Origin of the sequence: Azohydromonas aeria, assembly GCF_009760915.1 — a bacterium.
GTDB classification, from domain to species: domain Bacteria; phylum Pseudomonadota; class Gammaproteobacteria; order Burkholderiales; family Burkholderiaceae_C; genus Azohydromonas; species Azohydromonas aeria.
Window position 1 is genome coordinate 45,742 of sequence record NZ_VIDQ01000038.1, and the last position, 21,815, is coordinate 67,556.

The following is a 21,815-nucleotide window of genomic DNA, read 5'->3' on the forward strand; positions in this document are numbered from 1 at the left end:
ATGAGCCATTCACCCACCGGCAGCCCGCCGGAGCTGGCGATCGACGGCCGCGTCGCCACCATCACGCTGCGCCGGCCCGACGTCGGCAACCGCCTGGAGCTCGAAGACCTGGAGCTGCTGCGCGCGCAGCTGCGGGAGGTCAACGCCACGCCCGGCGTGCTGGTGCTGCGGCTGCGCGGCCAGGGCCGGCATTTCTGCAGCGGCTTCAACCTGGGGCAGACGGCCGAGCGCGGGGCGGTGGCCGCGGCCGGCGAGTCGTTCGAAGCCCTGGCCGGCGAGATCGAGCAGGCGCGTCCGGTCACCGTCGCGGCCATCAACGGCGGCTTCCACGGCGGCGCCACCGACCTGGCGCTGGCCTGCGACTTCCGTATCGGCGTGGCCGAGGCGCGCATGTTCGTGCCGGCGGCGCAGATCGGCATCCTGTTCTACCGCGGCGGCATGGAGCGCTATGTGCGCCTGCTGGGCCTGCGCGTGGCCAGGCGCGTGCTGCTGGCCGCCGAGACGCTGGATGCCACGCAGATGCTGGCGTGCGGATTCCTGGACCAAGTGGTCGAGGCCGACGCGCTAGCGCCCACGGTGGACGAGCTCAGCCAGCACCTGGCCGGCATGGCGCCGCTGGCGCTGCTGGGCATGAAGAAGCACCTCAACCGCATCGCCGCCGGCACGCTCGACGCTGCCGAGCTGCGGCGCGACATCGCGCACGCCGATGCCTCCCAGGACCAGCGCGACGGCATCGCCGCGCGCGTTCACAAGCGAAAGCCCGAGTTCCATGGCTGCTGACATCACCTCCGCCGCCGAGAGCTACTTCGCGCGCGTGCGCCGTGGCGATCTGCCACCCCCGCCCGTGAGCACCACGCTGGGCGGGCGCATCACCGCCGTGGACCTGGAGGCGGGCACGCTCGACTCCGACTACCACGCCGGCGAGGCCTTCCTGAACCCGGCCGGCCAGGTGCAGGGCGGCGTCCTGGGCGCGATGCTGGATGACGTGACGGCCTTCCTCGTCACCGCCACGCTGGCGCCGGGCGAGCACTGCGCCACGCTGAGCCTGAACCTTTCCTTCCTGCGGCCCGCGCGCGCCGGCGCGCTGCAGGGCCGCGCGCAGCTGGTACGCCGTGGTCGCGAGGTTTGCCACGTGGCGGGCGATCTGCTGCAGGACGGCCGGGTCGTGGCCACCGCAGCGGCCGTCTGCACGGTCGTGCGCAAACGCTGAAGCAGGCCGCCGCCCTCGGCGCGGCGGCTTCATTTCCCGAGGCTTCACCGCAAGCCGAGCTTGGCGCCCGGCCGGGCGGAGCCTTGCCTTCGAGGGCCCGCATCCGAACGGGCCCGCCTTTTCACATCCAAGGAGACGACCCGTGAACAAGAACTGCATCACCGCCGCCGCGCTCGCGGCCTGCGCCGGCGCCGCCTGCGCCCAGAGCAACGTCACCCTCTACGGCATTGCCGACGCGTACGTGGAGTCCGCCCGGATCTCGGGCAAGGGGTCCACCGCCAAGGTGTCCAACGGCGGCATGCAGCCCTCGCGATGGGGCCTGCGCGGCGTCGAGGACCTGGGCGACGGGCTCAAGGCGGGTTTCGTGCTAGAGAGCGGCATTTCCATCGACACGGGGACCTCGCTGCAGGGCGGGCGGCTGTTCGGTCGCCAAGCCTACGTGTCGCTGTCTTCGCCGGCGGCCGGCGAGGTACGTCTGGGGCGGCAGTACGCGCCGATCCACTACTCGATGGTGTTCAGCGACGTCGATCCCTTCTCGGCCTTCTCTCCGGTGTTGGCGATGTACGTCTCCAACGGCGACCAGAGCCGCCAGGACAACCAGGTGAGCTACTGGACGCCGTCCCTCGGCGGCTTCAGCGCCGCCGTGGCCGTGGCCGCGGGCGAGAACGCTGCCACCGCGCCCAGCGTGCCCACGCCCTGGGTGGCCGCTGGCACGATGAAGCGCAACGTCGGCGGCCTGCTGCGTTACCAGGGTGGCGGGCTGGACGCCAGCTTGGCCTACCACCAGGGCGGCCAGGCGACGGCCGCAGGCGACGCGGACCAGAAGTCCTACAACATCGGCGCCATCTACAACGTCAGCGGCTATGCCGTGGGCGGAAATTTCTGGGAGCACCGCAACGAGCTGGTCGGCGGCGCCACGCCCAAGACGCGCGGCTTGGCGCTGGGCGTGAAGGTGCCGATCGGCACGGCCTGGAGCGCCGTGGCGCAGGTGGCGCGCGTGGAGGACAACGGCCAGGCCTATGCCACCGGCGCGGCCAAGGCCGAGGGCCGCAACACCTACCTCAACGTCGGCTTGAACTACCGGCTGTCCAAGCGCACCGACGTGTACCTGCGCTACGCCCGTATCGAAGACGACAACGGCGGCTACAACGGGCGCGCCACCACGGCGCTCTACGGCATCTTCGGTCCCGGCAACACGCTGCCCGCGGGCGGCTCGGCCAGCTCGCTGGCGCTGGGCGTGCGCCACGCGTTCTGACGCGGGCTCAGGCTTCCAGGGATGCCGCTGCCGCCACCGGGCGGCACGGCTTGCGGCGCTGGTGCGTGGTCGCCAGCGCCACTTTTCACTGCCGCGCTGCCGCTGAAAGCGGCGGCCTTTCTCGCTTCGGGCTACTCCGGTTCGATGCCCGCGCCCTTGACGAGCCGGCCCCGCGTGGCGAGCTCTTCGCGTACCAGCTCGGCCAGTGCCTGCGGCGTGCCGCCGGACGGCACCAGGCCGGCCTGCTCCAGGCTTGTGCGCACGCCAGGCTCGGCCAGGGCCTTGTTGAGCTCGCCCTGCAGTCGGGCCTGGATTGGCGCAGGCAGCCCGGCCGGCGCGAAGAAACCCAGCCAGCCCGCGAGCGCGTAATCGGCCAGCGTCTCGCCGATGGTGGGCAACTGGGGCAGGCCGGCATGGCGCCGGGCCTGCGTCACCGCCAGTGCGCGAATCTGTCCGTTCTGGATGTACGGCAACGCGGTGGCCAGACTGGCGAACAGCACGTTGATGGTGCCGCCCAGCAGGTCGGTCATGGCCGGCCCGCCGCCCTTGTAGGGCACGTGGACCATGGCGATGCCGGCCCGCTCGTTGAGCAGCTCGCCGGCGAGGTGGTGCGGCGTGCCGATGCCCGAGCTGCCGTAGCTCAGCGCGCGCGGATGCGCCTTGGCGTACCCGATGAGCTCGGCCACGCTGCGCACGGGCAGCGAAGGGTGGACCACCAGCACGATCGGGTTGACGGCCACCGGCGCCAGCGGCGTGAACTGCCGCAGCGGGTCGTAGGGAAACTTGCGGGCGAGGTGAAGATTGGTGGCCTGGGTGGCGTCGGTGCCCAGCAGCAGCGTGTAGCCGTCCGCGCTCGCCTTGGCGACCAGGTCCGCACCCAGCGTGCCGCCGGCGCCGGCTCGGTTGTCCACCACGACCGGCTGCCCCAGCGCCTGCGCCAGCGGCCGGGCCAGCACGCGGGCGAGCTGGTCCGCCGCGGCGCCGGGCGCGTAGGGCACCACGAGCCGGATGGGACGGTCCGGGTAGCCGCCTTGTGCCCGTGCGCCACGGCCGGCGAGCAGCGGAAGGCCCGCCAGCAGCGCCATCGCCTGGCGACGGCGCAGCGTGTTCGATGTCATGCGCGTCTTTCCTGCGAAACGACGACAGCGCCATCGCAGCCCGGGATGCCCCGGGGCGCGATGGCGCATGCCGATGAGATGGAGAGTGTCGGGTGAAGTGTGACCCGAGAAGCGTTGCTCAGTGCGCCAGGAAGTCCAGCACCATGCGGTTGAACTTGTCGGCATGCTCCCACTGCGCCCAGTGGCCGCAGCGGCTGAAGACGTGCAGTTCCGCGTTCTGCAGCCCCGCCACCAGGCGCAGGCCCGTGTCCAGCGGCACGAAGCGGTCGTCGCGGCCCCAGATCACCAATGCCGGCGCCTTGATCTCGCCCAGCCGGTGGCCCACGTCCGGGAACTGCTTCGGATTCGCCTCGGCGCTCTTGACGAAGTTCTCCAGGTGGTCGCGGCGCGTGAGCATGTTGTCCAGGCGTGCCTGGAACAGCGCTTCGGTCAGGCTGCTCGTGTCGTACACGAACACGCTCATCATGCGCTTGAGGTTCTCGATGGTGGGGTCACGGTAGAGCGCCCCGATGAGCTTGATGCCCTCGGTGGGCATGGGCACGAAGGAGCTTGCGCCGCCGGTGCCGCCGCCCATGAGGATGAGCTTGCGGACCCGCGCGGGGTTGGCCAGCGCGAAGGCCACGGCGCTGTGCCCACCCATGGAGTTGCCGACGAGGTGGGCCTTGTCCAGTCCGATGGTATCCATCAGCCCCTTGAGGGCGCGGGCGTTGAGGTCGGAGCGCGAGCCGGTGCACACGATCGGGTCGCTCTCGCTCCAGCCTGGGCAGTCCATGAGGATGACGCGGTAGCCGGCCGCTACCAGCGGCTCGACGTTGCGGTTGAAGTTGGCCCAGCCGCTGGCGCCCGGGCCCGAGCCGTGCAGCATGACGACTGTCTCGTCGCCGCTGCCGCAGTCGTTGTAGTGGAGCTGCAGTTCCAGGTCGCCTTCCTGGATGCGGACGAAGCGGCTGGTGGATGCTTCGGTCAGGGGCGTAGTGCTCATGGAGTGTCTTTCAAGGCGTAAATGGTGAAGTGGATCAGGCGGCTTCGGCGGCAGAGCGGCCGGCGTCCCGCGCCTTGAGCAGGTCCAGCGCCACGTCGACGATCATGTCTTCCTGGCCGCCGACCATGCGCCGCCGGCCCAGCTCCACCAGGATGTCCACGGTGCTGAGGCCGTACTTCCTGGCGGCGGCTTCCGAGTGGCGCAGGAAGCTGGAGTACACGCCGGCATAGCCGAGGGCCAGCGTCTCGCGGTCCACGCGCACCGGGCGGTCCTGCATCGGGCGCACGATGTCGTCAGCCGCGTCCATCAGCCGCATCAGGTCCGTGCCGTGGTTCCAGCCCAGGCGCTCGGCCGCGGCGATGAAGACTTCCAGCGGCGCATTGCCCGCACCGGCGCCCATGCCGGCGAGGCTGGCGTCGATGCGGTCGCACCCTTCTTCCACCGCGACGATCGAGTTGGCCACGCCCAGGCTCAGGTTGTGGTGCGCGTGCATGCCGGTCTGCGTCTCGGGCTTGAGCACGTCCTTGAATGCGCGGAAGCGGTCGCGCACGTCCTGCATGCCCAAAGCGCCGCCGGAGTCCACGACGTAGCAGCAGGTGGCGCCGTAGCTCTCCATCAGCCTGGCCTGCTCGGCGAGCTTCTGCGGCGTGGTCATGTGGCTCATCATCAGGAAGCCCACGGCCTCCATGCCCAGGTGGCGCGCGTACTCGATGTGCTGCTTCGAGATGTCGGCCTCGGTGCAGTGAGTGGCCACGCGCACGACGCGCGCGCCGGCGTCATAGGCCGCCTTCAGGTCGTGCACGGTGCCGATGCCCGGCAGCAGCAGCGTGGCGATCCTGGCGTGCTTGACCACGCTGGCCACGGCCTCGATCCATTCCAGGTCGGTGTGCGCGCCGAAGCCGTAGTTGAAGCTGCCGCCCTGCAGCCCGTCGCCGTGGGCGACCTCGATGGAGTCCACCCTGGCCTCGTCGAGCGCCTTGGCGATCTGCGCGGCCTGCGCCACGCTGTACTGGTGGCGGATGGCGTGGCTGCCGTCGCGCAGCGTCACGTCGGAGATGTAGAGCTTCTTGCCGTTCATGGTGGGGGTCTCCTTCAAGCCGTGAGCGGCTTCAGCAGCTTCGCCGCGATGCTCTCGGCCGTGCGCAGCGCGGCGCTGGTCATGATGTCGAGGTTGCCGGCGTAGGCGGGCAGGTAGTGCGCGGCGCCTTCGACTTCCAGGAAGATGCTGGTCTTCAGGCCTGCGATGCGGCCCACGCCGGGGATCAGCAGCGGCTGCTCGATGCGGTCGAACTGCACCTGCTGCTTGAGGCGGTAGCCGGGAACGTAGGCCTGCACGTCGGCGGCCATGCGCTCGACCGAAGCGGCAATAGCGGCCTCGTCCGCGAAGTCCGACAGCGTGTAGACCGTGTCGCGCATCATCAGCGGCGGCTCGGCCGGGTTGAGCACGATGATGGCCTTGCCCTTGGCGGCACCGCCCACGGCCTCGATGGCCTTGGAGGTAGTCTCGGTGAACTCGTCGATGTTGGCGCGCGTGCCCGGGCCCGCGCTTCTGCTGGAGATGGAGGCGACGATCTCGCCGTAGTGCACCTTGGCCACGCGGCTCACCGCCGCCACCATCGGGATGGTGGCCTGGCCGCCGCAGGTCACCATGTTGAGGTTCTTCGCATCCAGGTGCTGCTCGCCGTTGACCACGGGCACGCAGTACGGGCCGATGGCCGCCGGCGTGAGGTCCACCATGCGGATGCCGGGTTTCAGGCTGCGCAGGAAGGCATCGTTCCTGACGTGCGCGCCGGCCGAGGTGGCGTCGAAGACGATGTCGATGTCGGCGAACACCGGCAGCTTCGCCAGGCCTTCGACGCCTTCATGCGTCGTGGCCACGCCCAGGCGCGCCGCGCGCGCCAGGCCGTCGGAAGCCGCGTCGATGCCGACCATGGCGCCCATTTCCAGGTGCCTGCCGTGGCGCAGGATCTTGATCATCAAGTCCGTGCCGATGTTGCCGCTGCCGATGATGGCGGCCTTGAGCTTGGTGCTGTTCATGGGTGAGTTCCTCAATCGACGGACGCGCCGCTCGTCTTGACCAGCGCGCTCCAGCGCGTGATCTCTTCCTTCATGAAGCTGCCGAAGGCTTCGGGGCTCATCGGCATGGGCTGCAGTCCCTGGTCGGTGAAGCGCTTGACCACGTCCGGGCTGCGCAGCGCCTTGGCCAGCGACTCGTTGAGTCGGGCCACGGCCGGCGCCGGCGTGCCGGCCTTGACCACCGCGCCGAACCACACGCTGGCGTCCACGCCCGTGGTGCCCAGTTCCTGCAGCGTGCGCACTTCGGGCAGTTGGGCCGCGCGCTTCGTCGCAGCGATGGCCAGGGGTTTCAGCTTGCCGCTCTGGATCAGCGGCGCGGTGGTGATGACGGGGTCGAACATCAGGTCCACCTGGCCGCCCATGAGATCCTGCAGCGCCGGGGCCGAGCCCTTGTAGGCGACGTGGTGGAAATCGCCGCCGCTGCGGCTGCGGTAGAGCTCGCCCAGCAGGTGGCCGATGGACCCTACGCCTTGGGATGCGAAGTTCAGGCCGCCATCCTTCCTGCTGGCAGCCACCAGCTCGGCCACCGAGTTCACCGGGCTGCCCTTGGGCACGACGAGCACCAGGGGCGAGGAAATCAGCGCCGTGACGGGCTGGAAGTCCTTGACCGGGTCGTAGCTGAACTTGCGGTACAGCGTCGGGTTGACGGCGAACATCTCCGTGGCGGCCACGAAAACGGTGTGGCCGTCGGCCGGCTGCGTCCTGACGGCCTGCGCCGCGATCTGGCCGCCCGCGCCGGGCTTGTTGTCCACGATCACTGTCTGGCGCAGGTCTTCCTGCAGCTTGCCGGCCAGCACGCGCGCGATCTGGTCCGTGATGCCGCCGGGCGGGAAGGGCACGACCAGCGTGACGGGCTTGCTCGGGAAATCCTGTGCCAGCGCCGGGCCGGTCAGTGCCGAGACGATCGCGACAGTCAGCGCACCCAGGGTGAAGCGACGGGAGTGGTTCATGGTGAATCCTCGGGGTTTGCCTTGAAAGGCGGTCAGGCCGCGGAGAAGCGCGCGCGCACGCTGCCCACGCCTTCGATGCAGGCCTCGAAGCGGTCGCCGGGCTGCACGGCGACCATGGGACCCAGCGCGCCGGTGAGCACCAGGTCGCCGGCGCGCAGCGGCTGCCCCAGCGCGGCGAGCTTGCGCGCAAGCCACACCGCGGCGTTGAGCGGATGGCCCAGGCAGGCGGCGCCGCTGCCGCTGGAGACAGTCTCCTCACCGCGCGTCATCGACATCGCGCACAGCTTGAGGTCCAGGCCATCGAGCTTCCTGGGCACGCCGCCGAGCACCACCAGGCTGCTGGAAGCGTTGTCGGCCACGGTGTCGGTGAAGCGGATGTTCCAGCGCGCGATGCGGCTGCCCACGATCTCGATGGCCGGCAGCACGTAGGCCGTGGCGTTGATCAGCTCGACGAGCGTCGTATCGGCGGCCGGCAGGTCGCGCGAGAGCACCAGCGCCACCTCCGCTTCCACCTTGGGCTGCAGCGTGCGCGAAAGCGGCACGACCTCGTCGTCGCCGTAGAGCATGTCGGCGTAGAGCGTGCCGAAGTCGGGCTGGTCCACGCCGAGCTGCTGCTGCACCGCGGCCGAGGTCAGGCCGATCTTGCGGCCGACGATGCGCCGGCCTTGAGCCAGCGCGTGCTCCACGTTGGCCTGCTGGATGGCGTAGGCGATGCGGCCGTCGGGATCGGGGCCGATCTCGTCGCGCAGCGCCTCGATGGGCTCGCGCTGAGCTTCAGCCCGGCGCAGCCGCTGCGCCCATTCGTTGATGCGGGTTTCCATGTCTTCTCCTGGAGTGGGTTCAGGCCTGCAGGCACAGCAAGCCGAAGCCGGCGATGTATTCGGGGATGGCCTGGTAGTGGCGCAGCGTGCAGTGCGCAGGACGATCGGCAGGCAGGGCGCTGCGCGCCACCAGCCAGCTCTTGGACTCGTGGGCCGAGAGGCCGGCCTCGCGCTCGATGCCGTCCTCGCTCAGCGTGCACAACGCGTCGATCGCAGCGCCCCCGGTTTCGAGCGCATCCATCCAGCGCGCGTCCCAGGCCGGGTTGAGCGGCTTCATGCCCGGGTCGCCTGCAGCCAGGGCGCGGCCCGCGGCCATCACGCGCTGCGTCTTGGCGTCGCGCTCGACCGGCGTGGGTTCGCGCCTGAAGGTGATGCGCTCGCGCACGGCCGGGTCCGGGTGCGCCAGCGTGGGCACCGGCGGCTCGTGCGAAAGGCCGCCCGAGCCGATGAGCAGGGTGCGCTTTGGCACGGTGTCCAGGAAGCGCCCGATGGCCTGGCCGAGCTGGCGGCAACGGCGCAGCCGCGGGATGCCCGGCTGGGCCACGGCGTTGATGAAGATGGGCAGCACTGGCGGCGTGTCCAGGCTGCCCCACAGCAGCTGCAGCGCCTGGGCGAAGCCGTGATCCACCTGCATGCGGCGCGAGACGGCGAGGTCGAAGTCCGCGTCCATCAGGTGCTTGGCCAGCGCCAGCGCCGCGTCCGGATCCACATGCAGTTCGCCGGGCGGCGTGAGGTAGTCACCCACCGAGCGCGCGGCCGTGCCGATGCAAAACGGCGGCATCAGCTCGTTGAAGAAGCCGTTGTAGTGGTCGGGCGCCACCAGCACGACGAGCTCGGGTCTGAAGGCCTGCACCTGCTCGCGGGCCTGCGCGATGGCACCCTGCAGCGCAGCCTCGACCGGTGCCGCCACGGGGTTGAGGCCCATCAGCGGCGAATGGGACAGGCCCAGGAACGCGCGCTGGCTGCTCATGCGGCCTCCGCGAGTTCCAGCACCGGCGCGGCGGTGGCCGGCGCGGCCAGCGGCATGGCCAGCGCATCGGCCAGCGCGCGGGTGGTGGCATCCACTTCCTGCGGCGAGCACAGCGCGGCAACGAAGCGGTCCGGGCGGATGAACACCACCGAGCTGGGCTGCTGCGCGAACCAGGCCTTGAGACGGTTGCCCAGGTCGCCGATGCAGGTCACGCCGTTGCGATGGTCGTCGTGGTGCGCCATCTGCACCGCCGGCTTGACGGTGACGAAGCGCGCGCCCAGCCGCTCCCAGAAAGCACACGCCTGCGAGCTCATGCCATGGGTCGGGTCGGTGCCCCAGGCCACGATGGCGAAGTTCAGTCCGACCACCTCGTCGAGCAGCCGCGACTGCCCGTCCTCGCACAGCACGCGGGGCTGGATGAACATGCGTCCCACGGCGGTGCCCTCGTCGGTCTGGCGGCCGTGCACGAGGCGGTGCACCAGCGAGCCTTCCTTCTCCGCCATGAGGCCCAGCAGCCGGCCCAGCGCCGAGCCGCCCGAGCGCTCCAGTGCACGAGCCAGCAGTCCCTGGCGCGCCGCCGTGCCGCTGCCCGTGAGCACGGCGCCCTGCCGGTATCGGGGCATGGGCTTGAAGCGCATCTCTACGATGTAGCGCTTGGCCGAAGGCAGCCGATTGAGCGCCAGCGTCAAGCCGTCGCGCAGCCTGGCCCCCCAGCGGCTGGCCGGGGCGAAGATGTCGCCCGCCACCTCTGAGAGGTGGATCATCGAGCGCGCATGGCTGCGCCGCTCCTGGGTGTAGCTGTCGAGCAGCCGCTCGCCGGCCAGGCCCTTGACCACGTGCGCCAGCTTCCACGCCAGGTTGCTCGCATCGCGCAGCCCGCTGTTGTAGCCCTGGCCCTGCCACACCGGCATGATGTGCGCCGCGTCGCCGGCCAGCAGCACGCGCTGCACGCGAAACGTCTCGGCCAGCCGCGCGTTGTGCGTGTACACGCGCTTGCGGATGTAGTCCACCCGGTCGGGATCGGCCACTACCTTGCGCATCAGGCGCGCCATGTTCTCGGGCCGTGACAGCTCCTCTTCCGTCTCGCCGGGCATCACCATGAACTCGAAGCGCCTGATGCCGTGCGGCAGCGCCGCCGAGACGTACGGACGCTCAGGGTCGCAGTGCATGTACACGTGCGGCGTGCCCAGCGGGTCGTTGCGCACGTCCACCACGATCCACTGGTTCGGCTTGGTACGGCCCTCGAAGGGCACGTTCAAGCTGCGGCGGATGAAGCTGTTGCCACCGTCGCAGGCCACGAGGTAGCGGCCACGCGCCTGCTGCACCCCGTCGGCACCCTTGAGCTGCAGCGACACGCCGGCCTCGTCCTGCGTGAAGGACTCGACCTCATGACCGAAGAGCACCTGCACGTGCGCGAAGCGTGCCAGGCCCTGGTACAGGATGTTGTCGATCTGCGGCTGGATGAAGGCATTGCGGCGCGACCAGCCAAACTCGTCAGTGCGCGGGTCGATGTCGGCGAAGCAGCGCCCGCTGCCGGTGACGAAGCGCATGGCGTGGTCGGGCGTGATGTGCGCCTGCACTTGCACTGCCAGGCCGGTGGCCTGCAGCGTGCGCAGCGACTCGTCGTCGATGCCGATGGCGCGGGGGTAATCGATGATGCTGTCGAGCTTTTCCACCACCAGCACCCGCACGCCGTAGAGGCCCAGGGTGTTGGCAATGGTCAGTCCGACCGGGCCGGCGCCGACGATGAGCACGTCGGCGTCGAGTCGGGTGCGGTGGGTGGACACGGCTGTCTCCTTCGGGATCACAAGCGGCGTCGCGCCGCGGTGACCGCAATGTCCTTGCGCTGGATCAACACGTAAACTGCGTGCACCTGGTGCACGTCTTGGCCTGGGTTAACCCGGATCAAGCTTTCCCATGCCGTTATCTGCCAACGACCGCGACGAGGGCGTCTACAAGGAGGTGCGCGGCCTGTCGCGGGGGCTGGCGGTGCTCAAGGCCCTGAACCGGCTGCCCGGTGGGATCGGCAACACCACCGAGCTGGCACGCCTGTGCGAGCTGGACCGCACCACCACGAAGCGGCTGCTGGAGACGCTGCGCGCGCAGGGCCTGGTGCGCCAGGGCGAGAAGGAAGGGCAGTACTACCTGACTTTCGAGGTGCGGCGGCTGAGCGAGGGTTTCGAGGACGAGGCCTGGGTGGCGCGCATCGCGTCGCCGGCCATGCAGGCCGCGGTGCGCGAGCTGGTGTGGCCGTGCGACCTGGGCACGGCGGAGGCGGGCTTCATGGTGGTGCGGGAGTCCACGCACCGCTGGAGCGCGCTGTCGCAGCACCGCGCCATGATCGGCGAGAAGATGCCGCTGCTGGAAACGGCCATTGGCCGCGCTTACCTGGCCGCCGCCGACGAGGCTGAGCGCGAGGCGCTGCTGGAGCTGCTACGCCGCCGTGGCGATCGCCTGGGCGAGCTCGCGCGCGACACCGTCTTCGTGCAGCGGCTGATCGAGCAGACGCTGCAGCGCGGTTACGCCATTAACGAAGGGGAATGGCTACAGCAGGCGGAATTCGCCGCTGTGGCAGTGCCGGTGCGAGCCGGGCAGCGGCTGCTGGCAGCGTTGAACCTGGTATTTCCAAAGACCGCGGTGTCCGAGCGTGACCTGCAGCAGCGCTTCGTGCCGGCATTGCGGCGGCTGGCTGACGCTATCGGTCGGGGAAGCCGGGCCTGGATTGAAGCGTAAGAGTAGCCCCATTATTTTATGCTTGCGCAACCAACTTCAGATAAATGTAATTACCGTGCGACGCACACACGCTTCAGATAGGACTTAAGGCTGAAAGGCCGGCCGCGGTTCACTTGCCCGGCAATGGCCAAGAAGTGGACACACCCGCCGGCACCTTCTTCGAGGACAACGGTGCCAAGCCGTGGACCGGCTCGCCGCGAGATCTGGCCAAGTTCCGGGCCGAAAAACGTAGAAGTGGACTTACATCATCAAGTCTGCCGGCATCGAGCTGGAGTGGCGTCGGCGCCGGCGCGGATGTAGACGGTACTGGCAGAGCTGTGATCGGCCGCGCCACGAGAGCGTAGTGGCGGGGCGAACCCGCTGCGATGCCTAGCAAGTGGGGGTGCCCACACCGTCACCCCGTACTGCGGCCTGCGGTTCAGGCCAGCCCGAGTGCCTTTTGCGCCAGGGCCAGGAAGGCGGTGCGCTCCGCAGGGGACAGCGGCCCCAGGATGTCGGCCTGCAAGGCTTCCACCAGCGGCCGGCAAGCTCCCAGCAGCTGCTCGCCTTCGGGCGTGAGGTGCAGTCGGCGCGAGCGGCGATCCTGCGCGCTGACCATGCGCTGCACCAGGCCTTTGAGCTCCAGTCGGTCGATCACGCCGCCGATCGTGGCGCGGTCGAAGCCGATGGTCGCGGCCAGGCTCGCCTGGTCGATGCCGGGTTGCAGCGCGATGGCGTCGAGCGCCGCGAACTGCACCGAGGTCAGGTCGAAACCCGCGGCCTGCGTGCGTGCCTGGAAGACCTGCGTCGACTGCTGGTGCAGCCGACGGATCAGGTGCCCGGCCATCTCGATCCTGTCCATCCGTGACTCCTCGCGTCGCCCGCCACGCCCCAGCGCGCCGGCATGGCCGACGCGTTTGACGGGATTAATATGCATGCATATGATATGCAATCATATTGTACGCAACCGCGCCCGATCGGCGGGCTGCCTGAAGGAGACGCCATGCAATACCACGTCAACGGCTTCAAGGCCGGCGATCCCGATGTCCTGCCGGCGGCCGCGGGCCACCGTCGCGCGGGCGACCCCTTGCCGGAGACGGTGGACGTGCTGATCGCGGGCTCGGGTCCGGCGGGCCTGTGCCTGGCCGCGCAGCTCGCCCGCGTTCCGGGCATCCGCACCCTGCTGGTGGAGCCCAAGCTCGGGCCGATGGAGAAGGGCCAGGCCGACGGCATCAGCGTGCGTTCCATGGAGATGTTCCAGGCCTTCGGCTTTGCTGAAAAGGTCATGCGCGAGTCGGTCTGGATCAACGAGACGACTTTCTGGACGCCCGCCGTCGGGGCGTCCCTGGCGCGTGTCGCCCGTGTGCAGGACGTGCCCGACGGCATCTCCGAGATGCCCCACGTGCTGCTCAACCAGGCGCGGGTGCACGACATGTTCCTGGACGTCATGCGCCACTCGCCGACCCGGCTGGAGCCAGACTACGGCCTGAAGGTGATCGACTTGGCCATCGACGCCGGCACTGCCGAACACCCCGTCACAGTCACGCTGGAGCACACCGCACCCGACCGCGAGGGCGAGCGCGCCACCGTGCGGGCCAATTACGTCGTGGGCTGCGACGGCGCACGCTCCAACGTGCGCAGCGCCATCGGTGGCGCGCTGCACGGCGATGCGGCGCACCAGGCCTGGGGCGTGATGGACGTGCTGGCCGTCACTGACTTCCCCGACTGGCGCATGAAGTCCTTCGTGCGCTCGCAGGACGAGGGCATCCTGATGGTGCTGCCGCGCGAGGGCGGGCACCTGGTGCGGCTGTACGTCGAGCTCGACCGCCTGGGCGAGCACGAGCGCGCCGCCGACCGCGGCATGGGCGCCGAGGACATCATCGCCAAGGCGCAGCGCATCTTCCGGCCGTTCCAGCTTGAAGTGAAGGAGGTGGTCTGGTGGTCCATCTACGAGATCGGCCATCGCCTGACCGACAAGTTCGACGACGTGCCCGAGGACCAAGTGGCCACCCGCGCGCCGCGCGTGATGCTGGCGGGCGACGCCTGCCACACCCACAGTCCCAAGGCAGGGCAGGGCATGAACGTGTCGATGGGCGACACCTTCAACCTGGGCTGGAAGTTGATCTCGGTACTGACCGGCCGCGCGGACCCGGCCTTGCTGCACAGCTATTCCGGCGAACGCCGTGCCGCAGCCCAGGGCCTGGTGGAGTTTGACCACAAGTGGGCGCGTGTCGTCGGCGCGCGCGCCGAGGAGGATGCCGCGGGCGACCTGCCGCGCGTGGCGCGCGAGTTCGTCAACAACCTGCCCTTCACCTGCGGCCTGACCATCCAGTACGAGCGCGGCGCGCTCACCGGCGCGCCCACTTGGCAGCACCTGGCGGCCGGCTTCGACATCGGCAAGCGCTTCCATTCCGCCCCGGTCGTGCGGCTGGCCGATGCCAGGCCCATGCAGCTGGGTCACTGCGTCGAAGCCGACGCGCGATTCCGCCTGTTCATCTTCGCCTCCATGGCGGATGCTGGCGGCCGCGGTGGCGCTGTCGCCAGCCTGTGCGACTGGCTCGAACACGACCCGGCCTCTCCGCTGCGCCGCCACACGGCGCCGGGGGAGGACGTGGATGCGGTGATCGACACCCGGGCCGTCTTCCAGCAGGACTTCCGCTCGCTCGACTACGGCGCCATGCCCACATTGTTGCGCCCGCCGGTGGGCCGCTACGGGCTGTGCGACTACGAGAAGGTCTTCTGTGCCGACCTGAAGCGGGGCGACGACATCTTTGCGATGCGCGGCATCGACCGCGCCTCAGGTTGCGTGGTCATCGTGCGTCCGGATCAGTACGTCGCACATGTTCTCCCGCTGACGGCCCGCGACGAGCTGACGGCGTATTTCGCTGCCATCTTGCGGGTGCGCAGCTGACAGAAGCAGCTCGATCAGGGGGGGAGGCTTATAACTTAAGGACGGCATCGGCTGATATCTCAACCTTCTAATGCACAACGACAATCCAAACGGTGTCAATTTTGTTGCGTATTCAACATACATTCGTTTGACACTTGTGCATGCCCCCACTTGACAGCGCTTTCGCCGGCCATGCCGTTAGATCAGGAGCTGCCTTCGTCGGCCACGTCACCGCCGAGCTCAGCCTCGATCTGCTCGATGCTGGGAAGACTGCCGGTCAGCGGCTCGGGCAGATCGCGCAGCAGCTGATACTCGGCGACGCCGATGGGCTTGTCGATGCCCGAGAGTGCGTACTCGGCCACCAGCCGGTTTTGCTGCCGGCACAGCAGCAGTCCTATGGTGGGCTTGTCGTCAGCTGCCTTGACCTGCGCGTCCACGGCGGCGAGGTAGAAGTTGAGCTGCCCGGCGTGCTCGGGCTTGAAGGCCGTGGCCTTGAGCTCGACCACGACGCAAGCACTTCAGGCGCGTGTGATAGAAAAGCAGGTCGATGAAGAACTCGTCGCCGGCTACCTCCAGCCGGAACTGGCGGCCGACGAAGGCGAAGCCTGCGCCCAGTTCCAGCAGGAAGCGGGTGATGTGGCGCACGAGGCCGCTCTCGATCTCGCGCTCATGCGCCTCGTCGCCCAGGCCAAGAAAATCGAACAGGTATGGATCCTTGAGCGTCTCGCGTGCCAATGCCGAGTGCGGCGACGGCAGCCGGGCCTCGAACTTGGTCACGGCGGCGCCCTGGCGCTGGTGGAGCCGATTGCGGATGTGCAGCTCCAGCGTCGTGCGCGACCAGCCCTGCTGCACCGCCTGCGCGGCGTACCACTCGCGCTGCGCCGGGTCGTCGAGCTTGGTCAGCAGCGTCACGACGTGGAACCAGGGCAATTGGTCAGCAGGCTGCTGACCAAATCGACCACCAGGGCAGTGCTGCGCGAAGAAGCGCATGTACTTCAGGTTGCTGCTGGACCAGCCGCGCATGTCGGGGAAAGCGTCCTGCAGGTCGCACGCCAGGCGGTCGATCACCTTGGCGCCCCAGCCCTGGGCCTGCTGCCGCGTCAGGATCTCGCGCCCGATGCGACCGTAGAGTTGCACCAGCTTGGCGTTGACCGCCAGCGCCGCACGCTGCCGCGCATGCGCGATGTCGGCCTTCAGCCCGGCGAGCCAGTCGGCATAGCCCGCCGGCGCGGCTGGACGCCGCGACCGCCCGCCCCACCCGGCAGCGCGCAGCGGGTCGAGTCGCTGGATCGCCACAAGCTTGGCAGGACAATCAGCAGCATGGCCGATGCCTCAATGCCCGAGCGGGATCTCATCGCCGCACTCAAAGCCGAGAACGCCCGGCTCGTGGCGCTGCTGGAGCGGCACGGGATCGATTGGCGAGCGCCCGCCGTGCCTCCAGGGGCGCCGACAGCGCCGCCGCGGCCACAGCCTTCGGTGCGGCTGACTACGGCTGACAAGGTGGCTCTGTTCCGGCAGCTCTTCCGTGGCCGCACGGACGTGTACCCGGTGCGCTGGGAAAGCCGCGGCGGCGAACGCTCGGGCTATTCGCCCGCCTGCGCCAACGAGTGGCGAGCGGGCGTGTGCGAAAAGCCGCGCATTAAATGCGCCGAATGCACCCACCGGCAGCTCGTGCCGCTTGATGACGGCGTCGTCCACGGCCACCTGGCCGGCCGGCACACCATCGGCGTCTATCCGCTGCTGCAGGATGACAGCTGCCACTTCCTGGCCGTGGACTTCGACCAGGCCGAGTGGCGCGAGGATTCCCGCGCCTTCATGGGCTCCTGCCGGGAGCTTGGCGTGCCGGCGGCGCTGGAGATCTCGCGCTCGGGACAAGGCGCGCATGCGTGGGTGTTCTTCACGGCGGCGGTGGCCGCTCGCGACGCGCGGCGCCTGGGAACGGCCCTCATCGGCCACGCCTGCAGCCGCATACGCCAGCTGCAACTGGCCTCCTATGACCGGCTCTTTCCCAACCAGGACACCCTGCCCAAGGGCGGCTTTGGCAACCTGATCGCGTTGCCGCTGCAAAAGCTGCGTCGCGAGCACGGCTGCAGCGTCTTCGTGGACGAGGAGCTGCGCCCGCATGCCGACCAGTGGGCGTTTCTCGCCCGCGTCGAGCGGATGGCACCGCTCGACATCGAGCCCGTGATCCTGCGCGCCACCGGCGGAGCGCATCCACTGGACGTCACGTTCATCGAGGAAGAGGACTTGGCCACGCCATGGCAGCGTCCGGCTTCGGGCGGCCGGCTCGCCGGCCCCATGCCCGAAGCGCTGACCCTCACCCTGGCCAACCAGATCTACGTGGAGAAGGCGGCGCTACCTCAGGCGCTGGCCAACCGGCTCATCCGCTTGGCCGCGTTCCAGAATCCGGAGTTCTACCGGGCACAGGCCATGCGCCTGTCGGTCTGGGACAAGCCCCGCGTCATCGGCTGCGCGCAGAATCTCCCGCGCCACATCGGCTTGCCGCGCGGCTGCCTGGACGGCGTGCTGACGCTGCTGCGCGACAACGGCATCCGCTGCGACCTGCACGACGAGCGGCAGGGTGGTACACCTATCGACGCCAGCTTTGCCGGGCTGCTGCGTCCTGACCAGGAGGCCGCCGTGGCGGCCATGCTGCACCATGACACCGGCGTGCTGTGCGCCCCCACGGCCTTCGGCAAGACGGTCAGTGCCGCGGCGCTCATCGCCCGGCGCGGCGTCAACACGCTGGTGCTCGTGCACCGCACCGAGTTGCTGCGTCAGTGGCAGGAACGATTGCATGCCTTCCTCGGCATCGAACGCAAAGGCGTCGGCGTCATTGGCGGCGGCAAGGACCGACCCACCGGGCGCATCGACATCGCGGTGATGCAGTCGCTCTACCGCCAAGGAAAGGCCGACGAGCGCGTGGCGCAGTACGGGCATGTCATCGTCGACGAGTGCCACCACGTCGGCGCGGCCTCCTTCGAGGCTCTGCTGCGCCACGTCAAGGCCCGGTACGTGCTGGGCCTGACCGCCACGCCCATCCGCCGCGACGGCCAGCAGCCGGTCCTCTTCATGCAGTGCGGCCCCGTGCGCCACACCGCCCAGCGACCGGACGAGGTGCCGCAGGACCTCGCGGTCATCCCGCGCTACCTCTCCTCGCGCCTTGGCCTGGCAGCCGACGCCCCCATCCAGGAAGTGTTCCGCCGCGTGGCCTGCGATGCGGCGCGTACCGACGCGATTGCGGCTGAGGTACAGGCCGCCTGCAAGCAAGGCCGCAAGGTGCTGGTGCTCACCGAGCGCACCGACCACCTCGATGCGATCGCGGCGCGGCTGGCCGACTGCGCTGCACCGCTGTTCATGCTGCACGGGCGCATCTCGCGCAAGGACCGCAACGCGCTGCTCGTTGCTCTCGATGCACTGCCATCTGATGCCGCGCGCGTGCTGCTGGCCACCGGCCGCCTTGTCGGCGAGGGTTTCGACCACCCGCCCTTGGACACCCTGGTGCTGGCCATGCCCGTGTCATGGAAGGGCACGTTGCAGCAGTACGCGGGCCGGCTTCACCGCGAGCACGTCGCCAAGGCCGGTGTGCGAATCGTCGACTTCGTGGACGAGGGCCACCCGGCACTGCTGCGCATGTGGGACAGGCGACAGCGAGGCTACAAGTCCATGGGGTACCGGATCGCGGAAAGCGGTTCGTTGTCAACAGACCAAACGATGCAAGCTGTCCTGGAATACGGCATGTCGGAACAACCTCCGTAGACAAATCAGGCGGTGCACTCCGTCAGGGCAGCGCTGTTCATGATTTCATTGCCTATGCAACTTCACATAAACTGTATTGTAGCGCTCGCAACTTATCTGCCCTGACGGGTCTTGCCGCGTTGCGCCGCGGCAGCCGGCAAGTCAGCCGGCGTCACGCCCAGGCCTGCAACACCGCGTCGCGTACCGCAGCAACGGCCGGCACTTCCAGCGCCGCGCCGGTACTCGCCCAGCACAGCCATGTTCGGCCTTGCCAGCCGCTCCAGATGATTCCCTGGCCCGCGCGCTCAGCCTTGATGGCCTGGTCGCGCCGCATCAGGCCGGCCCCCAGGCCACTGGCCACCATCCCGAGCACGGCGCCTTCGGTATCGGCCATGGTGCCTGCCGGCACGCCGTGGCCGGCTTGCCTGAACAGCGCCTCCAGCTGCGGTCGCAGCCCGCACTCGGGTGACGACGTGACCCAGGGCAGCAAGACCAGCTCGGCCAGGGTCTTCGGTGCGGGCGTGTCCGCAAAGCGCGGCGGCAGGACGACGACGATGTCGCATGCGGTCAGGCGCGCCAGCTCCAGCCCCTCGACCCTGGCCTGGTCGCACAGCGCATAGGCGCAGTCCAGCTCGCCGCGGCGCACGGCCTGCAGCGTGCGCATCGATACCGCCTGGTGCAGCTGCAGCGCCACCTGCGGGTGCTGCTCGGCCAGGCGCATGAACACGTCGCCCAGCCGCAGCGACACCGGATCGCTGACCGTGCCCATGCGCACCGTGCCCCGGGCCTGCCCGCGGATCTGCGCCGCGGCCGCCTGCATCGCCTGGGCCGCGGCGATCGTGCGCTGCGCCTCGACCAGCAGCCGCTCGCCAGCGGCCGTGAGCGTCATCCCGCGCGGCTGCCGCTCGAACAGCCGCACGCCCAGCTCGTCCTCCAGCGACTTGAGCTGCGCGCTCACCGCCGGCGGGCTCGTGAAGACCGCCTGCGCCGCCCGCGTGAGGTTGCCCTCGGTGGCCACGGCCACGAAGGTCCTGAGTTGGTAGAGCTCCATGGCGCCATTGTCGGCAGCGACGCCGGCGGCGTGCGTGTTGATCTTCCAAACGCGGCGGTCCGTCGAAACGAATGGACCGTGCCCGGCGAGGCGCCAAGACTGGCAGGCATTTCCCGCTCGCAAAGAACTGCCGCCATGCTCCCTCTACCTGCTTCGCTAGCCTACTTGGCGCTGGTGTTCGCGACCACCGCCTGGGGCAGCCTGTTTCTCGTCGGCAAGCACGTCATCGGCGTGATCGACCCGGTCTGGTTCACCGTCGTGCGCTACGCCCTGGCCACGCTGCTGCTGCTTGTCCTGGTGCAGTGCTTCGGCCAGTCGCCCTGGGTCAAGCTGCGGGCCAATCTGGCGCGCCTGACGCTGCTGGGGGTGGCCGGCTACGGCGCCTTCAGCATCCTGGTGTTCGTGGGCCTGCGGCTGTCGGCGCCTTCGCACGGGTCGGTGCTGATGGCCACCATGCCCTTCACCACGCTGGGCCTGCGCTGGCTGCTCGATGGCATCCGCCCCTCGCCACGGGCGGTGTTCAGCGCCGCGCTGGCGCTGGCCGGCGTGGCGACGGTGGCGCAGCTTCTGGCAGGCACCTCGGGCGGCACCACTGCCTCGCAGCTGGGGGACCTGATCACGCTGGCCGGCACGCTGGGCTGGGTCTTCTACACCCGTGGCGCCGCATCGTTGCCGGACCACAGCCCGCTGGAGTACACCGCGCTCACGGCCGTCGCGGCACTGCCGTGGCTCATCGCGGGCGCGGCGCTGGCCACGGCTGGCGGACTGGTCGTGCTGCCCTCCCTGGCGGTACTGGCCAGCTTCGCGCCGGAACTGCTCTACGTCGCCGCCGTGCCCACGGTCGCCGCGGCACTCGCATTCAACCTGGGCGTGCGCCGGCTCGGCGCCCCTGTGGGAACGCTGTTTCTCAACGTTGTGCCTGTGTCCGTGATTGCCGTACGTGCAGTGCTCGGGGTCCCACCCCAAGCCAGCGAAGTCATGGGCGCCGGCTTGGTCGCCTTGGCTTTGACGCTCCATGCATGGCCGGCACGCAGCGCGCCGGGAGTGCGCCTTGCAAAGGCTCGCTGCCCCGGCGTTTAGGCAAGGCCAACCTGTGCGGCGAGAGATGCCATCAAACGCCCTGCCGTTCCAGGCAGGCAACGGCCTCGGCCAGTGCCTGCTCCAGCACACATGCACTGCAGCCAGCAGTCGGCGCCGCCAGGTGCTGCTCCAGCGACCAGCCCTCGGGCCGTCCGGCCTCCCACCAGGCCCTGGCTGGCGCGGCCAGCGCCAGCATCTGCGGCGACAAGTCACACGTGATGTCGCTGTTGGCCGGGGATGCCGGCCCGCTGGATGATCCGGCGCGCGATGGCCCACGACCGAACGCGTACTGCAACATCATCCCCACGGGGCTGGATCTGTTCATGGGCGCCCTCCTTCAGAAACGCGTTCACGGGATCAATGTACCGCGCACGCTGTACTGACCAGATCCAGCGGCTTCCCTGTCCTGCCACCCTCGCCGCATCTGCGCATCACTTGGCAATGCAGCGCCCAAGGCCCTGACTGCCCGTTCACCTGGATTCTCAGGAAGACACGGTACTTGCACGCGTCAATAATCCCGGCTGTCACAACACCGTTCGTTCCGTTGAGGGAGTAACCCACGATGCCGACCAGGAAGACCGCTGCCACCAAGAAGGTGGCCGCCAAGAAGGCTGCTGCAAGAAAAATGCGGTTGGCTCGCCGGTTGGCGAAGCAGTACGCGTGGTGAGGCCGGGCCTCACCGAAGACAGCCACCACGCGCGCCAGCGCGGTGTCCATGCCCGCGCGCATGTCCAGCGGCGCGGTGGACAGCCACACCGCCTCGATGCGGATCACCGCAGAACCTCGCGTAGCCAGGTCGCACACTCGGCATCCGCGCTGGCCGTATTGGTCAATCAAAGGCCCTAACCAAATAACGGCACGGTAGATGCCGCCGTGCTTGGCGAACCCGTCTGCTGAACGAGGTGTCGCTATGGCCAGACCACTGATTGACGATGAACTTTGGGCCGTCATTGAGCCGCTGC

19 protein-coding genes and 1 pseudogene are annotated in these 21,815 nt (G+C 69.2%); 7 read left to right on the top strand and 13 right to left on the bottom strand.

Annotated features, from left to right (window positions below):
- The 3 genes from FJ694_RS20845 to FJ694_RS20855 all read left to right on the top strand — a co-directional run bounded on the left by FJ694_RS20845 (nt 1) and on the right by FJ694_RS20855 (nt 2,465).
- Entirely contained in the window at nt 1–780 is a 780-nt protein-coding gene (locus FJ694_RS20845) for an enoyl-CoA hydratase/isomerase family protein (RefSeq protein ID WP_157269259.1), read from the top strand.
- On the top strand, nt 770–1,210 hold the full coding sequence (locus FJ694_RS20850) for a PaaI family thioesterase (protein ID WP_157269260.1): 441 nt from the start codon (nt 770–772) through the stop codon (nt 1,208–1,210). The genes FJ694_RS20845 and FJ694_RS20850 overlap by 11 nt, the downstream gene beginning before the upstream one ends.
- 142 nt (nt 1,211–1,352) lie before the next feature.
- Nucleotides 1,353–2,465 carry a porin gene (locus tag FJ694_RS20855; RefSeq protein WP_157269261.1) on the top strand — a complete coding sequence of 371 codons (1,113 nt, stop codon included), beginning with the start codon at nt 1,353–1,355 and terminating at the stop codon, nt 2,463–2,465.
- A gap of 131 nt (nt 2,466–2,596) precedes the next feature.
- Here the strand turns inward: FJ694_RS20855 and FJ694_RS20860 are convergent, their stop codons facing one another.
- The 8 genes from FJ694_RS20860 to mhpA form a co-directional block, all read right to left on the bottom strand.
- On the bottom strand, nt 2,597–3,583 hold the full coding sequence (locus tag FJ694_RS20860; protein ID WP_157269262.1) for a Bug family tripartite tricarboxylate transporter substrate binding protein: 987 nt from the start codon (nt 3,581–3,583) through the stop codon (nt 2,597–2,599).
- A gap of 118 nt (nt 3,584–3,701) precedes the next feature.
- On the bottom strand, nt 3,702–4,565 hold the full coding sequence (locus FJ694_RS20865) for an alpha/beta fold hydrolase (RefSeq protein WP_157269263.1): 864 nt from the start codon (nt 4,563–4,565) through the stop codon (nt 3,702–3,704).
- 34 nt (nt 4,566–4,599) lie between these two features.
- Complete coding sequence (gene dmpG, locus FJ694_RS20870; protein WP_157269264.1) at nt 4,600–5,643, bottom strand: 4-hydroxy-2-oxovalerate aldolase; 1,044 nt, start codon at nt 5,641–5,643, stop codon at nt 4,600–4,602.
- Nucleotides 5,644–5,657: 14 nt separating this feature from the next.
- The gene (locus tag FJ694_RS20875) at nt 5,658–6,602 is read right to left on the bottom strand and encodes an acetaldehyde dehydrogenase (acetylating) (RefSeq protein WP_157269265.1); all 945 of its coding nucleotides are present in this window, start codon (nt 6,600–6,602) and stop codon (nt 5,658–5,660) included.
- A gap of 11 nt (nt 6,603–6,613) precedes the next feature.
- A complete protein-coding gene (locus FJ694_RS20880) occupies nt 6,614–7,591 on the bottom strand; it encodes a Bug family tripartite tricarboxylate transporter substrate binding protein (RefSeq protein ID WP_157269266.1) in 978 nt (325 codons plus the stop codon).
- 32 nt (nt 7,592–7,623) lie between these two features.
- Nucleotides 7,624–8,412, bottom strand: a complete 789-nt coding sequence (gene mhpD, locus FJ694_RS20885) for a 2-keto-4-pentenoate hydratase (protein ID WP_157269267.1) — start codon at nt 8,410–8,412, stop codon at nt 7,624–7,626.
- Between the two features lie 19 nt (nt 8,413–8,431).
- The gene (locus FJ694_RS20890; protein ID WP_157269268.1) at nt 8,432–9,382 is read right to left on the bottom strand and encodes a 3-carboxyethylcatechol 2,3-dioxygenase; all 951 of its coding nucleotides are present in this window, start codon (nt 9,380–9,382) and stop codon (nt 8,432–8,434) included.
- Nucleotides 9,379–11,169, bottom strand: coding sequence for a bifunctional 3-(3-hydroxy-phenyl)propionate/3-hydroxycinnamic acid hydroxylase MhpA (mhpA, locus tag FJ694_RS20895; protein ID WP_157269269.1), 1,791 nt, complete (start codon nt 11,167–11,169; stop codon nt 9,379–9,381). The genes FJ694_RS20890 and mhpA overlap by 4 nt, the downstream gene beginning before the upstream one ends.
- Before the next feature lie 130 nt (nt 11,170–11,299).
- On the opposite strand from mhpA, the gene FJ694_RS20900 reads away from it, so the two are divergent.
- On the top strand, nt 11,300–12,115 hold the full coding sequence (locus FJ694_RS20900; protein WP_157269270.1) for a DNA-binding transcriptional regulator: 816 nt from the start codon (nt 11,300–11,302) through the stop codon (nt 12,113–12,115).
- Nucleotides 12,116–12,533: 418 nt separating this feature from the next.
- On the opposite strand, the gene FJ694_RS20905 is transcribed toward FJ694_RS20900, so the two are convergent.
- Nucleotides 12,534–12,956: a MarR family winged helix-turn-helix transcriptional regulator gene (locus FJ694_RS20905; protein WP_157269271.1), complete on the bottom strand. Its 423-nt coding sequence runs from the start codon at nt 12,954–12,956 to the stop codon at nt 12,534–12,536.
- 141 nt (nt 12,957–13,097) lie between these two features.
- Here FJ694_RS20905 and FJ694_RS20910 point away from each other — a divergent pair, with 141 nt between their 5' ends.
- Nucleotides 13,098–15,005, top strand: a complete 1,908-nt coding sequence (locus tag FJ694_RS20910) for an FAD-dependent monooxygenase (RefSeq protein ID WP_157269272.1) — start codon at nt 13,098–13,100, stop codon at nt 15,003–15,005.
- Nucleotides 15,006–15,187: 182 nt separating this feature from the next.
- On the opposite strand, the pseudogene FJ694_RS20915 reads toward FJ694_RS20910, so the two are convergent.
- Nucleotides 15,188–16,181: pseudogene (locus FJ694_RS20915) on the bottom strand (PDDEXK nuclease domain-containing protein).
- A 138-nt stretch (nt 16,182–16,319) separates the two neighbouring features.
- Here FJ694_RS20915 and FJ694_RS37990 point away from each other — a divergent pair.
- Nucleotides 16,320–18,743 carry a TOTE conflict system archaeo-eukaryotic primase domain-containing protein gene (locus FJ694_RS37990; protein WP_157269279.1) on the top strand — a complete coding sequence of 808 codons (2,424 nt, stop codon included), beginning with the start codon at nt 16,320–16,322 and terminating at the stop codon, nt 18,741–18,743.
- A 151-nt stretch (nt 18,744–18,894) separates the two neighbouring features.
- Here FJ694_RS37990 and FJ694_RS20925 read toward each other — a convergent pair whose 3' ends face one another.
- Nucleotides 18,895–19,773, bottom strand: coding sequence for a LysR family transcriptional regulator (locus FJ694_RS20925; protein WP_157269273.1), 879 nt, complete (start codon nt 19,771–19,773; stop codon nt 18,895–18,897).
- Nucleotides 19,774–19,908: 135 nt separating this feature from the next.
- On the opposite strand from FJ694_RS20925, the gene FJ694_RS20930 reads away from it, so the two are divergent.
- A complete protein-coding gene (locus tag FJ694_RS20930) occupies nt 19,909–20,853 on the top strand; it encodes a DMT family transporter (RefSeq protein WP_157269274.1) in 945 nt (314 codons plus the stop codon).
- Nucleotides 20,854–20,884: 31 nt separating this feature from the next.
- Here the strand turns inward: FJ694_RS20930 and FJ694_RS20935 are convergent, their stop codons facing one another.
- Nucleotides 20,885–21,178: a hypothetical protein gene (locus FJ694_RS20935; RefSeq protein WP_157269275.1), complete on the bottom strand. Its 294-nt coding sequence runs from the start codon at nt 21,176–21,178 to the stop codon at nt 20,885–20,887.
- A gap of 32 nt (nt 21,179–21,210) precedes the next feature.
- The coding region (tnpB, locus tag FJ694_RS20940; RefSeq protein ID WP_232540150.1) for an IS66 family insertion sequence element accessory protein TnpB at nt 21,211–21,815 on the bottom strand (605 nt) is incomplete at its 5' end.